Origin of the sequence: Vibrio sp. 10N.222.54.A3, from assembly GCF_041474095.1 — a bacterium.
Taxonomy (GTDB): domain Bacteria; phylum Pseudomonadota; class Gammaproteobacteria; order Enterobacterales; family Vibrionaceae; genus Vibrio; species Vibrio crassostreae_C.
The window spans coordinates 23,937-38,339 of the sequence record NZ_JBFRTN010000009.1 but is presented as its reverse complement, the minus strand read 5'-3'; the positions used below and the strand labels follow the sequence as shown (position 1 = coordinate 38,339).

Sequence of the window (14,403 nt, the reverse complement as noted above, 5' to 3'; positions counted from 1 at the left end):
GCGTCATGGCGAAGCCAACACAAGCTCCCAAATCGCAAGGCCTTGATCCACGACTGTATTGTGATTATTCAAGGTTAGTGCGAATTCAGGCTCAAGCTGAGTCGTTTTCACTGTTACCTCATTTAAAAGCGGGCAGCGTACTTTCGGGCAGACATAACTCTTTGTTCCGTGGTCGTGGTTTGAACTTCGAAGAATTACGTCATTACCAATTGGGTGATGATATCCGTAATCTCGATTGGAAAGTTACGATGCGAACGGGTAAGCCTCATGTTCGTAGCTATACCGAAGAGAAAGACCGTAATGTGATGATCTGTGTCGATCAGCGCAGTTCGATGTTCTTTGCGTCTCAAAACACCATGAAATCTGTTGTGGCTGCCGAAGTGGCGGCATTGTGTGGATGGCGAGTGCTGAAAGATGGTGATCGAGTTGGCTTCGTTTTGGCCTCGCACCAAAAACTGTTTCATACCAAAGCTCAGCGTTCTCAATCGGACTTATTGGCTCAGTTAAAACATCTTACCAAAGCGAATCAAAGCTTAGGTGTCAGTGTGAGCGATAGCGAAGGTGTTGGATTTAGCCAGTGGATTGAACTGATAAAACGAATGAGATTAAAGCAATCGACCTTAATCTTTATTAGTGATTGGCGAGATTGCCAAGAGCAACATCTTGACCGACTAAAGCAACTGCAACAATACAACGACATCTTAGCCATTATGGTCACCGATCCATTAGAACAATCATTGCCTCAAGATCTGGCAAGCGCAAACTGGTTGGTGGGTGATGGTCGCTTTCAACTTAATCTGGATAGCCAATCTAAGGTTAACCTCGCAAGTGAAAGCCTTGCCCAAAAAGCGGCACTTCAGAAACTGTCCCTTGCTAAATTGATGGCGATGAAAAACCTCCCCTATATAGAATTAGACACGTCGGGCAATCACATATCACAGCTGCAGAAACTAGTGGGAGGGCGCTAAATGGCTGTTGAACATACTCCCCCAAGTACCTATATCCTCCGCGAACTGCACGATGTAGCGATTCCTGACAGTGTGAGCTGGGCTCCTCAAACGATCGGCTGGAAGATCCTTGGCGTTATTCTGTTATTGGTCGCTATCTATCTGTCTTATCGCTTGGCGTTAAGGTGGTGGAATAACCGTTATCGCAAAGAAGCGCTTCAAGAACTCATGGTACTGGATGCAAGAGACAAGAACTCAACCGAACGAACCTTTAAAGTCCTCAAAGTGGTGCTTCGTTACCTAGACAGCAGTAATGCCAAGTTGTTTGGCCAAGCTTATGTGAACCGTTTGAACGCTTATCTGCCTGTTAGCGCCAACACGAGTGAAAACAGCAATGCGTTCTTTGCCGATGAAGTTTCGGAATTATGGATGCAAAGCCTAATTGACCCTAATGTGCGTTTGAGCTTTGAACAGCGTTTAGAGGTAATTCAAACCGCGATGATGTGGCTAAAACTTCACAAACCGAATGTACAGGTAACGGTTGAGGGGCAAGACAATGTTTGATGTTTTATCTGCCAGTTTTGAATTTGCGCATCCGCTGTGGTTTATTGCGCTGCCTTTACCGTTGTTGGTCTACTTTGCGGTGCCAGCTTATCGAACTAAGCAAATGGCGATTAAGGTGCCATTTTTTCGAGAATTGGTAGAAGCGATTGGGGAAGCACCGTCAGAAGGTGCAAGCCAGTTAACTCCAAGCTGGTGGCAACGAACCACGCTCATTATTACTTGGGCATTAGTGGTGTGCGCGCTCGCTAAACCAACCATTCTTGGTGAGCCGCAAGTTCGCGAACAATTAGGTCGTGATGTGATGGTAGTGGTCGATTTATCTGGCTCAATGGCAGAACAAGACTTTACCTCTAAGCGGGGCGATAAAATATCTCGTTTGGACGCGACCAAAGAAGTGCTGGCTGATTTTGCGACTACCCGAAAAGGGGATCGACTCGGTTTGATTCTTTTTGGTGATGCAGCGTTTGTACAAACGCCATTTACAGCTGACCAAGATGTCTGGCTTGAACTGCTTAATCAAACCGATGTCGCTATGGCAGGGCAAAGCACGCACTTAGGTGATGCAATTGGCTTGGCGATTAAGGTGTTTGAACAAAGCGAAAAGCAGAGTGCTGCCGTTCAAGATTCAAGTGTTGATGCCAACGAAAAAGAGAAGGTCGTGATCGTACTAACCGACGGTAATGATACAGGAAGCTTTGTTGAACCGATTGATGCCGCCAAAGTGGCGAAGGCGAAAGGCGTTCGTATTCACGTGATCGCCATGGGTGACCCACAAACCGTTGGTGAAGTGGCTTTGGATATGGAAACCATCAAACGAGTGGCTCAAGAGTCTGGTGGCGAAGCCTTTGAGGCGCTTAACCGCGACGAACTAACCAAAGCCTACGCTCAAATCGGTGAACTAGAACCACAATTATATGAAAGTACCACTTATCGCCCTAAACAGGGGCTGCACCACTATTTGATGGCGATTGTTGTAGTGATGTATTTGACCGCATTCAGCTTAGCAACGATACGCCGAAGATCGCTGCTCGCTTCTTCTGTTAAGAATTTGAAAGGAGAGAGTGATGCCTGATTCTCTCACGATACAACAGTTTTTTACCCAGTTTCATTTTATCCGACCATTGTGGTTGTTGGCCTTTATTCCAATGTTTTTCCTGTTATGGGTTCGTTGGAGAGAAGAGACCAAACCAACGTGGAAAGACATTCTACCTTCACACTTACGTGATGCTTTGACGATTGGCGAAACAGGCTGGCGTAAGCAGCTGCCATTGAAGCTATTGGTGGTGATTGTAACTATCGCCATCATTATCTGTTCTGGCCCAACATGGCAGCGTGAGGCTTCGCCTTTTGGTGAAGACAAAGCGTCGATGTTGGTTGTGCTTGATAACAGTGAATCTATGCTCGCTAAAGACTTACCACCGAGTCGCTTGGAACGATCTAAGCAGAAAATTAGAGACTTATTGGCAGCTCGCAAAGGCGGTAATACGGGCTTAGTGGTTTATGCAGGCAGCGCACACGTGGCGATGCCCGTCACGCAAGACAGCAAGGTGTTTGAACCGTTTCTAGCGGCTATCACACCCGATATCATGCCTGTTTCAGGTAAGTCAGCAGAGGAAGCACTGCCACTGATTAATCAGCAACTGTCTGGTGAGTTAGGCTCTTCTGTACTGTTGGTATCAGATGGTGTAAACCCAAGCACCATTAGGGCGTACGAGAGTTTCTTTAACGACAATCCGTATCAGTTGCTCATTCTCGCCGCAGGAAACAGTAATGTGGTGAGCGATAACCCTGTCGACCTAGATTCACTGCGTAACTTAGCGAGTAAGACGGGTGGACGAGTGATTGAAGTGACCGTTGATGATTCGGATATCCAACAACTGAACAGAGCGGTTGAAAGAAACATGCAGCTCAACGGCGAATCTTCAATGCCTTGGAAAGACATGGGCTATGGACTGCTTATTCCAATGGCTTTCATTATGTTGCTATGGTTCAGAAAAGGGTGGTTGGTGCAGTGGTGTGTCGTTGGTTTGATGATCACAAGCAGCATGTATTCACCAGACACTTTGGCGAAAACAGTCAACTTAACCGCTGAGAAACCCGTTGTGGTGGAGTCGGTTACTACTTGGGACAAAACAGCTCAATGGTGGTGGGACTTATGGTTAACGCCCGATCAGCAAGGTCAACGCCTGTTGAATCAGAAAGAATACCTTCAAGCTGCCAAACATTTTACTGACCCAATGCGAAAGGGCGCGGCTTATTACTATGCTCGTGATTTTAAGCTCGCTCACAGTGCATTCCTGCAAACAAAAACTGACCTTGGTTTGTACAATGCAGCGAGTGCGTTAGCTAGGCAGCGTGAATACCTTGCCGCACGAGACCTCTTGAAATCATTAAGTGAGAAAGAGGATCTGTCACCAGAACTAAGAACGGATGTGGAGAACAATCTTGCTGTGCTTAGTGGAATTGTCGAAGAGGTAAACCGAACCAGTGAAAGCCAGTCTGGAACCACAGATGGCCCTGAAGAATCTTTAGAACTCGAAGACGATCAGCCGCGAACGGGTGATGGCGCTGAAGAAGAAACGGTAGCGGAATTGATGCTTAAGGAAACACTTAACGCCAATGAAATCTTGGGCAGCCAAGAGCTTGCCGACAAGTGGTTAAAGCGAGTAGAAGCCGATCCTAAGTTCTTCTTGAAATCCAAATTCCAAATTCAGTTAAGAGATCCTGCGCCTTCCATCGAACAAGCGTCAAAACAGGAGCAAACGCAATGAGTCGATATGATTTAGCTCTTGAATCGATTCAAGTAAAGGTAGGGCGCTCAGAGTCCTTTAAACTAACCAAGACCTTGCTTGTGTCGATGGTTCTATTGATTAGCACTGTTTTCCCTACTTTTGTTTCTGCTGCAGATATCTTCGATCTCCAAAAAAGTGGTGACGTTGAGCTTATCGCTTGGGTAGGGGAAAAGCCAAAGTCAGGCGATAAGATAACGCAGACTAAAGTGAGCGTTAATGAGCAGGTAATTCTGAACATTGAGGTGGCGACGCCGCGTTGGTTAACGGGAGGGACTCGAATCGGCAGTATCGAAATCCCTAACGTGATCGCTAAGCAACGTAACCAACTCGCGACTAATTACACGGAACGGGTCAATGGCACTACATGGTCGCGTCAACGATGGGAAGTGACACTTTATCCGATGACTTCTGGCGAGTTTGTCATTCCAACCGTGCCGGTTCGTATCCAAGTTTCTGCTCCTGATGGTTCAAACGTGGGCGGCACGCTTTACACGCAGCCGATTAAGTTTGAAGCTTCGTTGCCTTCAGGTTTACTCGATAATGAAACGCCTTGGTTTTCTGCGACAGAAGTAGATATAGAGCAGCAATGGCAACGCTCAAGTGAAGAGCTAAAAGTTGGCGATGCTATTACTCGAACTATCACGATTAAGGCAAAAGACAGCTTTTCTGTGTTGCTGCCAGATGTGTTGAACAATGAATCGACCCAGCAGTACCAAGCTTACCCGCAACCTAATCGTTTAGATGATACTCAAGATCGTGGTAACTACCGTTCCAGTCGAATTGAGGAGACGGTTTATGTTATTCAGCAGGGCGGTGAATTTACGCTGCCAGAGTTTTCATTTCAGTGGTGGGACAGCAAAAATCAACGCCTTGAAACCGTGGTGATAAAAGGGAATCTGTTTGAAGCCAAACACACAGTCCAATCTTTCATCAAGGCTTACATGTCAGTGTTTATTAGCGTTGGTCTGGCACTGTTGTTCAGTGTGGCGTGCTTTGTTTCGGTTAAACGTTATTATGCGAACCGCCCAACACCAGGTTGGTTGGTACTACGTCGTTTACTCAAGCAAGGTAATTGGGCTGCATTAAGAACCTTTATCTACCGTCAATTGCGAAACCAAACCTCTCAGTTAGAACTGAATAAAGTGCAACTGGATAAAGCGCAACATGGTAAATCAAATGGACAAAAGCGTTGGCTAGAAGATAGCGAAGCCCTTCAACAAGGATGTGAAGATAAAAACGTATTCACTCGTTTATGGAAAGGGTTACGTAACTTGCCCAGTGACACATCAAACTCAAGCAATTCTCGTTCAATTGCCGCTCGCTTGAAAATCCCTAAAGCCTTGCCAGACTTGAAAGATAGAACTAAGTAGCAAACTTTAGTCATTCGCATCGAACATAATCGACAGGTTCTCTACTATGGAGAACCTGTTTCTTTAATATGGAACTGTATGAAAAGTACCGAGCTCAATCTAATTCCTATATTTGTCGCTATTTATGAAGAGCAGAACTTATCTAGAGCTGCTAATCGCATGGATATAAGCCAACCAGCAGTGAGTAAAGCACTTGCAAGGTTGAGAGATATCTATGATGAGCCACTGTTTCATCGCACCACATCAGGCGTAGAGCCAACCACATTCGCTATTGATATCTATCCTGCAATGGCCGCTGCACTTAAAAACTTTACTTCCACCTTATCCGCATCAAGAGACTTCGATCCTAAAACCTCAGGCCGCGTGTTTTCCATTGCCTGCGTCTCGGCGGCGAGCTACGAAATGATGCCAAAAGTCATGCGGTTAATCAGCCAAGTCGCACCAGGTATCGCGTTAGAGGTTCATCCTCTGTTTACCGAAGACTATGAGTCTGATTTAAGGCTGCAAAGACACGACGTGATTGTTGATATGACGCCTAAAGGAAGAACCATGCTTAAGCACGAGGTGATTTCTACAGAAGAGCTGGTGGTGGTGTGTAGTAGTGATCATCCTACGGTTGGCGATACCATCGATATGGAACAGTTCTTAGCACTCGAGCATGTGGTGGTCTCTAGGTGGCATGCGCGCAAAAGCTTATTAAGCTCTGAGCACTATAGTGACCTTGAGAAACGTAGAATCGTGTATCGCGCAGCGGGCGTTGTAGAGATGCTTCCTGTTATCGAAGGCTCTGAGTACATCGGAGTAATGCCTATTTCATCAGTGCATTGTTTTGCTGAAAAGTACGCGGTAAAAACACTACCATTACCCTTCGAGTTGGAAGACCTCGATATGTGTATGATTTGGCATCCAAGCCGTACTAATGAACCAAGCCATAAGTGGTTACGAGCTAAGATCAAAGCGGCAGCAAAAGAGTTATCAAGTTAGCCTATACAAGGACATAGCCATGGACAGCATTCGCGTGATTTTAAACGGAAAGAAAGCCAATATCCCGGAATTAAGGCAAGCCACCTTTGCGGCGAGGGACAATGATATTGACCTGCAAGTTAGAGTGACTTGGGAATCGTCGGACATGTTTCGTTTGGTAAGCGAGGCAATATGCGATGGTGTTAAGCGTCTGATTGTTGTCGGTGGCGATGGAACGGTGAATGAAGCCGTTAACGCGCTCAACCTGTTCCGTGCCAGTGAAAGACCACAACTGGCGCTTGTCCCAATGGGCACTGCGAATGATTTTGCTACCGCAACGGGAATACCTAACGATATTTCGGGTGCTTTTGAACTAGCGCTGGAAGGCAAGGCGTTTGCGGTGGATAGCGTGCGTGCGAATGACCGCTATTTTATGAATGTCGCTGCGGCGGGTTTTGGTGCTGAAGTCACAGCTGAAACGCCAGTCGAGCTTAAAGATTTTCTCGGTGGCGGTGCGTATACACTAACAGGTGTGGTGAAAGCACTTGGCTTTAAGCCCTACAGTGGCACGTTGCCCATAGACAAAGGCAGCTTTACCGGCGAGATCCTTGTGGGTGCTTTTTGTAATGGTCGCTTAGCGGGTGGAGGACAAGAGTTAGCACCCAATGCATTGATTGATGATCGCTGTTTACCCAGTCGGGTATCGAGCTATCACGCGCCACCATGGCAAGGTGGGTTATCCAAGTCAGTGAGAAGTTCGCCCCGCTGTATGCGGCCTTGAAGGAGAACCTACTTCAACAAGTGGTGGTTCAGGCGGATGAAACGCCGCTCAATGTGCTCAAAGAAGAGAAGCAGTGTTATATGTGGCTTTACTGCTCAGGCGCTGACTCGCCCGAAGCGGCACTGCCGAATGTGAAAAAATCGCCTTGTACGACTATCAAAACAGTCGCGCGAGGGTGTGCCCCGTGGACTTTTTAGGTGACTACAACGGTTATCTACAAACCGATGGCTACACGGCTTATCATGGTCTGCATCACGTCACTAATGTGGGGTGCTTAACGCAAGTTCATGGACGCGAAGAAGCTTCAAGGGGAAGGTAAATCGGGCAAGGCTGATAAAGTGCTGGCTAAATCCCAAAAACTCTACGGGATAGAATCACGCTTAAAAGGTGCGCCTGCCGAAGAGCGAAAAGCAGAGCGTTAAGCGTATGCCAAGCCGATACTGGATGAGCTTTACCAATGGATGACAACCCAGAAGGTGATAGGCTCTAGCCCACTAGGCAAAGCAATAAAGTACTAGCTCGGGCAATGGCCTAAACTCATTCGTTATATCGACGATGGTCACTTATCTATCGATAATAATCGCGCTGAACGCGCAATTAAACCGCTGGTTATTGGCAGGGAAAATTGGCTATTCTCCAACACACAAACGGTGCTGAGGCGAGCGCGATGCTTTACAGTATCGTCGAGACTGCAAAAGCCAACGGTCTTATCCTCTAAGACTACATGGTCAAGTGCATGAAAGAGCTCGCGAAAGCAGAGCCTGATATCGACGCACTTCTACCTTGGACCTCTTCGGGTCAAGTCAAAACAGACCTCAACAATATTGGCTTTGGCCTCGAAACTTACGTTTGGTGCTAACTATGCCATCGGACTCTAATAACATATTTGGGTTCTTTGATGAGTTTGAAGCTTCAGAAGGAGAGTCACAGCAACCCCCTATAGAGCTGTTTCAAGAACCCGTTGAAATTTTATCAACCCTAGATAGTCAGCCAAAGAAGGTACAACAAGAAGTCTTTGTGATAAATAAAAAGCGACATCCACTCACGGTAGTGAATATATGTAGGATCACGTCCTGCATAAGCGATTTATTCAAATTTAAAGAGTGAATTAATATCGCACCATAAAGAAAAATACTTCAAATACTCCAGAAATGAGCATGGCTGAGCATAGGGATTCTCAGGTTTGATGATACCAATATCAGGTCAGATGGCCGAACACATTTATGGGTACAACCATGAATTTAACGCATCGCTCACTCATGGTTATCGCTATCACTGTTGCTCTTTCTGCGTGGGGTAGTGATGAAACCAGCTCACGTCCTATTAAGCCAGAACCGCTTCAGACATTACCAACAGAGCAGGTTTCAGTATCCATCGGGGACGCGACTCTTTTCGCAAATAGAGAGTCTGTTGTGATCAATACCTTAGCAGGTGACGAGCAACGCGTATCCATTGAAGCGTTTAAAGGAATCACTTACGCCGATCAACAACGTTTTCAGCACAGTCACTCCGTCAATTAGAACACAATGCTGATAGCGCTATAGATGCGACACAATTTGGCGCCGTGTGCCCACAGCTTAAAATAACCTAGCAAGAGCAATCTGAAGATTGCTTGAATCTTAATATTTGGCGTCCTTCGGAGATCAATGGTTCAGAGTCATTACCCGTGTATGTCTTTATTCATGGTGGGGACTTTGAATATGGCGCAGGTTCTGATACCGACATTAACGGTGATACCGTCGTGGCTAAAAGATACCATTCGATATACGGGTGGCGTTGGCGCTGGAAAGGCGAACCTCGATATTTTCAAAGAGTTCAGTATAGGTGCGTCGTACAACAAAACGATTCAATTCGGCACAAAAACCTCGGGAGTCGCTGCGCTTCAGCAGCTCCAGTTTCGAGTGGCAAACACACCATTGATGCTGGGTGTGAAACAGATTATTGGCCAGAGCTCGGTAGAGTTTGAGACCAGTAATGAAGATGTGAATAACGCTATCAATGGCGTTATTCAATATTTTATGGGCGAAAGCTCGGTGACCTCTGGGCTGGGTGTTGTCGCGGAATACGATAATGCGATTGATAATCGTTGGACCGTTTCTGCGTTTTATGGCCTGGATAAAGCGACAGTAGAGGGCAGTCTGTCAGACGATGAAAGTGTCGATGCGTATGGTGCTGGATTTCGCTATCAGATAGCTTGCCGATATGGGTTACACATGGGGGTAGACCTCGCTTTTAGTGACGTTGACAGCGCGTTTTATATAACGGTTGGCAGTGGATTCTAATGATGGAAAGGTGGGTGTTAGTCAATCGATTGATTTTTCTACATGCAGCATAGTTTTCATAACAATCATGAACTAATATTCTTTTACAACAAACATAACAGGTATCAATATGAAAAATTACGACCCAAATGAATTGGACGCTACGCAAGTATTACTTGATGGTGTCGATACAGATAAACGTTCGACTTTGACTAAGTTAGCGGTTGGGGCTGCGGCACTGCCTTTTGCCTCTGTTTTACATGCAGCCCCTGAAAAACTGGTTGGCCAAAACATCAAACTGATGCCTAACGAGAAAGGGCCATTTGATATCGTTATCGAAAATGGCCGTGTTGTTGATCCTGAAACTGGACTCGACGCAATTCGTCACGTCGGTATTAAAGGTAAGCGTATTGCTGCAATCTCAGACAAAAAGCTGCAAGGCAAAACAATCATCGATGCTGAAGGTCTCGTGGTTGCACCTGGCTTTATAGATATGCACGCTCACGGACAACAACTTCCTGCTGCCCGTGCTCAAGCATTCGATGGCGTAACCACCGCTCTTGAGATGGAATCTGGTCTATTCCCAATCGGAACGTACTACGATATTACTGCTGCTGAAGGTCGCCCGATTAATTACGGCGCTTCTGTAGCATGGACTTACGCTCGTATTCAAGCAAAAGAACCTACGATGCCTGCTCCTGATGGTACGATTGTTTGGTTCCAGAAAGCTTTTTCTAAAAACAATTGGCAAAATACCCTAGCAACCCCAGATGAATTAAAACAAATTCTGGGCTCGGTTGAGCAAGGTCTTAAAGAGGGGGGCTTAGGCATTGGTATTAACGCGGGTTACGCACCAGGTTATGGCCACAAAGAGTACTATGATCTTGCTAAACTAGCAAAACGCTATGAAGTACCAACTTACACTCACGTTCGTTATCTAAACAGCGCAGAGCCAAAATCAAGCTTTGAAGCATACCAAGAACTCATTAGCCTGTCGGCGACAACGGGTGCACACATGCACATTTGTCACCTCAACAGCACGTCAGTACAAGATATCGAAGATTGTGCCGATTTAGTTCAATCCGCCATTGATCAAGGTTTAGCCGTTACTACTGAAGCTTATCCTTATGGTGCTGGCTCTTCCGTTATTGGCGCAGAAGTTTTCCGTGGTGACGATTGGTTACAACGTTGGGGTGTACCAAGCGCTAGCTACATGGAAGCGAATGGTAAAGCACTAAACCAAGAAAAAGTCACTGAACTACAAGCATCAGCGCCCGGTACCGTGGTTGTCATGCACTTCTTAAAACCCGATGAGAACAAAGAAGATCGCGCTAAAATGGACCGTTCAGTATTGTTCCCAGGTGCAGCTATCGCTTCAGATGCAATGCCTTGGATGGATGATAAAGGCGTATTAATTGAAGGTGATGTATGGCCACTTCCAAGCAACGCAATAGCTCACCCTCGCTCACTTGCTTGTTTCTCTCGTTTTATTGAAAAATATGTCGAGGAATACAAAGCGGTAACACTAGTAGAAGCGATGGAAAGAACTAGCTTAAACGCATGTCGTATTCTTGAGGATGCTGTGCCACAAATGGCAAATAAAGGTCGTATTCAAGTAGGTAAAGATGCTGATTTAGCTATTTTCAAACTTGATGAAGTAAAAGCCGTTGCAACATTTGATAAACCAAATGCCCTTTCTACAGGCATGAAATACGTACTTGTAAACGGGACACCTATCATTGAAGCTGGTGAAATGTTGTTAGATTCAAACCCAGGTGAAGCGGTTCGCAACAAAGTTACTGGCTAAGTTATCCTGACTTAAAAGGTTGGGCATTAGCTCAACCTTTTTTATTGCTTACCGAGTAAATATAGACAACGAAAATCGAAAGAGAGCATGCTATGAGCAAGAAGCCTATTCCAGTAACAATTTTAGCCGGATTTTTAGGAGCAGGGAAAACGACCCTACTAAACCATATATTAACCAATGCAAATGGAATGCGCATGGCTGTGATCGTCAATGATTTTGGATCAATCAATGTTGATGCGGAGTTAGTTAAATCTGAAAGTGAAAATATGATCAGCCTAGAGAATGGCTGTATCTGTTGTAACCTTGCAGAAGGACTAGTCGTTTCGGTAATGCGTTTACTCGCATTAGAGGAACGCCCAGACCATATTATTGTTGAAACTTCAGGTATCGCAGAACCCAAAGAAGTGGCACTTCAATTTGAAGATCCGGAACTGCAAGCACACGCACCTTTAAATGCAATCGTGACGACGATCGATGCGGAAAACATTTTAGGGCTAGAAGGCCCAATGGAGACGTTGTCGAAGCAGCAAATTCAAGTGGCTGACATTGTTCTGGTTAATAAAGTTGACCTAGTCGATGCTGATAAACTAGAGCAAGTCAAAGCATGGTGCCGAGTACAAGCTCCGTTTGCTAAATTGATTGATATTTCATTCGGCGAAGTGGATTTACCTATCTTATTTGATGCCCCTGAAAGTACGCGCTTTGTCACTAACAAAATAGCGGCTGATCAAAAGGAATGCCAGCACCATGATTGTCATGATGAGCACTGTCATCACGTGAACCATGATTTCGAAACATTCAGCTTTGAAACTGATAAACCGCTTAATCTACAAAGTTTGTATCCTCTACTGCAACAGTTTTCAATTGATGCTTATCGCATGAAAGGTATTTTAAATTTAACCGATCGTCCTGATCATCGCTGTGTATTTCAGTGCACGGGTCAGCGAGCCAATGTGACGGTTGGAGATGCATGGGAAGATGATGAATCTCGTTCGTCACGGTTAGTCTTCATTGGACCTAACGGTGGCCTTGATAAAGAGAGTATGCGTAAAAAACTGAACGCACTGGTGGCGTAGTTAGAACGGAAATGGAGTAGATGGCAAGCCTATCAACCTAGCGCTTGCCTATACCTAGCTTACCTCTGCCTACTTTGCATTGACTCATCCTAAGCATCCTTATCTTATTGAATTATTGGCTAATTTCGATTCTATTCGGTTTTTCCAAATCCATATTGCTCATTCCCCTCGCCATCTGAAACAAAATAGTCTTATCGATTTTCGAGACTCTGTTCATCAGTACCTTCTCAGAATCGTTTAACGTCAAAAAGCAGATAAAGACTCAATCGTGGGTTATTGGGGCGTGTTGATCAGCGATTGTTAGCTCGATGGTTAGTCCTCAATGATGGAATCAAAATGACGACTAAATATAGAATAAACCATGATTTGTCCCGCCATAATCGCGCCAAACATCAGCAAGGCGGACAGACCAATATTCGGAATGGGTAAAATGGAGGTCGCAAAGAAGGACTCACTTGCTCCGACAATGATTCGACTACCGGGGACAAGAATGATGATCCCTTGAATAATGTATATGAGTGGTGGAACGTGACGCAATTTTCCCATCCCCAACCCGTAAAGCGTAATGAGTATTGTGCTTACCCATGTACCTACAACCCAATCGGAAGTAAACCAATGTGGCCCCCACATGCCAATTGCCGCGACAGGAAGGCCTAAGAGAATTTCTGTCATACTTGCGTTGAAAATAAGGCCAATAGCGACAGAAATCCCGATCAGTGCGGTGACATGAAGAACGAATGGGATTTCATCAATAAATACCGGTACCGATAATGGTTGATTGATTATGTTGGCTAAGCCTAACCCCATAACAATGCCGATGAATATTTTCATTACTATGAGTGCGCTTTGTGCAAGCAGTTCGATACCTGACCGAAAGTCATTGAGAGCAAGACTGGCTAAGCCGTTGGTGACGGTTAACCCAGGAATAAAAAGGACAATGGAAGAAATGCACAGTGCCAATGTTGGTAAGCCGGGAACCTGTGCCGCTATCATACCGGTTAAAAAACTGGCTACTAAGGCGACAAAGAACTCGACAAGAATGCTTCTTGGCCCAGTCAGGAAAATTTGTGCTAGCCAGGCTATAGCGCCCAGAATAATGGATAAACCGACCGCCAGATAAGTACTGCCAACTAACATTAAATAACATGGCGGAAGCAATAAATTGGCAAAGCACAAGGTACGATTCGAGTAGGTTTCTGAACCTTCGTAATGGGAATGAGTCGAAAACCCTTTAAGCGTTGCGACTAAATCACGTAAGTTAACCGAGGGTGGTTTTTTGTTTTCCATCACGACTTTTTGCGTGGGTTGCTCAAAAATAGTGATGACTTTTGTCGGGGTCACATCAATAGAGACATCAATGTTCTGGCGTTTTGCATAAGCTTGAGTGTATTGAGCTACCGAGTAAGGCGCACAACCAGATTGATGTAATCGGTCCGAAAAGCTCAAAATTTCTTGCTGGCATTGTTCGATATGATTTGTTTGTTTCATTCTGTTTGTTTCTCAATAACCAAGGCGATATATGTTTGAGGGGCATTCTAATTCAATAGTATCCTCATTCAAGCGTAACCAATAGTCGTGTATAGAGGACGGGCTCCTACAAACGAACAAGGCAATGGTTAAAAAGATAGGATTCATTGAATGAGAGGTTATCAGTTTATCGTTGAGGTAAATCAGTCATTGTTGAAGCTGCAACCTCAAAAATAGATCCGCTCACGCAGCTATTTGAAGGCGTAAAACTCCAAATCCATGAGGTGATTGATTTAACTCTGAGGCTTTTAGAAAAGCTCGGTAATGAGTAAAGGAAACTAATATTTAGGAAATGGAAGCCTAAATAAGATTGAT

General features: G+C 45.2%; 12 protein-coding genes and 2 pseudogenes. 13 read left to right on the top strand and 1 reads right to left on the bottom strand.

Annotation, left to right across the window (positions count from 1 at the left end; genetic code table 11):
• Positions 1 to 5: 5 nt before the first annotated feature.
• From AB4507_RS02680 to AB4507_RS02620, 13 genes and pseudogenes are all read left to right on the top strand, one after another.
• Complete coding sequence (locus AB4507_RS02680) at positions 6 to 968, top strand: DUF58 domain-containing protein (RefSeq protein ID WP_372182187.1); 963 nt, start codon at positions 6 to 8, stop codon at positions 966 to 968.
• Positions 969 to 1,511, top strand: coding sequence for a DUF4381 domain-containing protein (locus tag AB4507_RS02675; protein WP_372182186.1), 543 nt, complete (start codon positions 969 to 971; stop codon positions 1,509 to 1,511).
• Positions 1,504 to 2,583, top strand: a complete 1,080-nt coding sequence (locus AB4507_RS02670) for a VWA domain-containing protein (protein ID WP_372182185.1) — start codon at positions 1,504 to 1,506, stop codon at positions 2,581 to 2,583. The genes AB4507_RS02675 and AB4507_RS02670 overlap by 8 nt, the downstream gene beginning before the upstream one ends.
• Positions 2,576 to 4,282, top strand: coding sequence for a VWA domain-containing protein (locus AB4507_RS02665; protein WP_372182184.1), 1,707 nt, complete (start codon positions 2,576 to 2,578; stop codon positions 4,280 to 4,282). The genes AB4507_RS02670 and AB4507_RS02665 overlap by 8 nt, the downstream gene beginning before the upstream one ends.
• Positions 4,279 to 5,673, top strand: coding sequence for a BatD family protein (locus AB4507_RS02660; RefSeq protein ID WP_372182183.1), 1,395 nt, complete (start codon positions 4,279 to 4,281; stop codon positions 5,671 to 5,673). The genes AB4507_RS02665 and AB4507_RS02660 overlap by 4 nt, the downstream gene beginning before the upstream one ends.
• Before the next feature lie 78 nt (positions 5,674 to 5,751).
• Complete coding sequence (locus AB4507_RS02655) at positions 5,752 to 6,657, top strand: LysR family transcriptional regulator (protein ID WP_017059228.1); 906 nt, start codon at positions 5,752 to 5,754, stop codon at positions 6,655 to 6,657.
• Between the two features lie 19 nt (positions 6,658 to 6,676).
• Positions 6,677 to 7,417 carry a YegS/Rv2252/BmrU family lipid kinase gene (locus AB4507_RS02650; RefSeq protein ID WP_102332858.1) on the top strand — a complete coding sequence of 247 codons (741 nt, stop codon included), beginning with the start codon at positions 6,677 to 6,679 and terminating at the stop codon, positions 7,415 to 7,417.
• Positions 7,318 to 8,276: pseudogene (tnpC, locus tag AB4507_RS02645) on the top strand (IS66 family transposase); the annotation flags it as partial. The gene AB4507_RS02650 and the pseudogene tnpC, both read left to right, overlap by 100 nt.
• A 376-nt stretch (positions 8,277 to 8,652) precedes the next feature.
• Positions 8,653 to 8,937: a hypothetical protein gene (locus AB4507_RS02640; RefSeq protein ID WP_017062010.1), complete on the top strand. Its 285-nt coding sequence runs from the start codon at positions 8,653 to 8,655 to the stop codon at positions 8,935 to 8,937.
• A gap of 92 nt (positions 8,938 to 9,029) precedes the next feature.
• A pseudogene (locus AB4507_RS02635) lies at positions 9,030 to 9,104 on the top strand (hypothetical protein); the annotation flags it as partial.
• Entirely contained in the window at positions 9,088 to 9,699 is a 612-nt protein-coding gene (locus tag AB4507_RS02630; protein WP_372182182.1) for a hypothetical protein, read from the top strand. The pseudogene AB4507_RS02635 and the gene AB4507_RS02630, both read left to right, overlap by 17 nt.
• 109 nt (positions 9,700 to 9,808) lie before the next feature.
• Entirely contained in the window at positions 9,809 to 11,485 is a 1,677-nt protein-coding gene (locus AB4507_RS02625; RefSeq protein ID WP_102319826.1) for an amidohydrolase family protein, read from the top strand.
• Between the two features lie 92 nt (positions 11,486 to 11,577).
• On the top strand, positions 11,578 to 12,561 hold the full coding sequence (locus AB4507_RS02620; protein WP_372182181.1) for a GTP-binding protein: 984 nt from the start codon (positions 11,578 to 11,580) through the stop codon (positions 12,559 to 12,561).
• 312 nt (positions 12,562 to 12,873) lie between these two features.
• Here AB4507_RS02620 and AB4507_RS02615 read toward each other — a convergent pair whose 3' ends face one another.
• Complete coding sequence (locus AB4507_RS02615; RefSeq protein WP_017064690.1) at positions 12,874 to 14,049, bottom strand: threonine/serine exporter family protein; 1,176 nt, start codon at positions 14,047 to 14,049, stop codon at positions 12,874 to 12,876.
• Positions 14,050 to 14,403 lie beyond the last annotated feature (354 nt).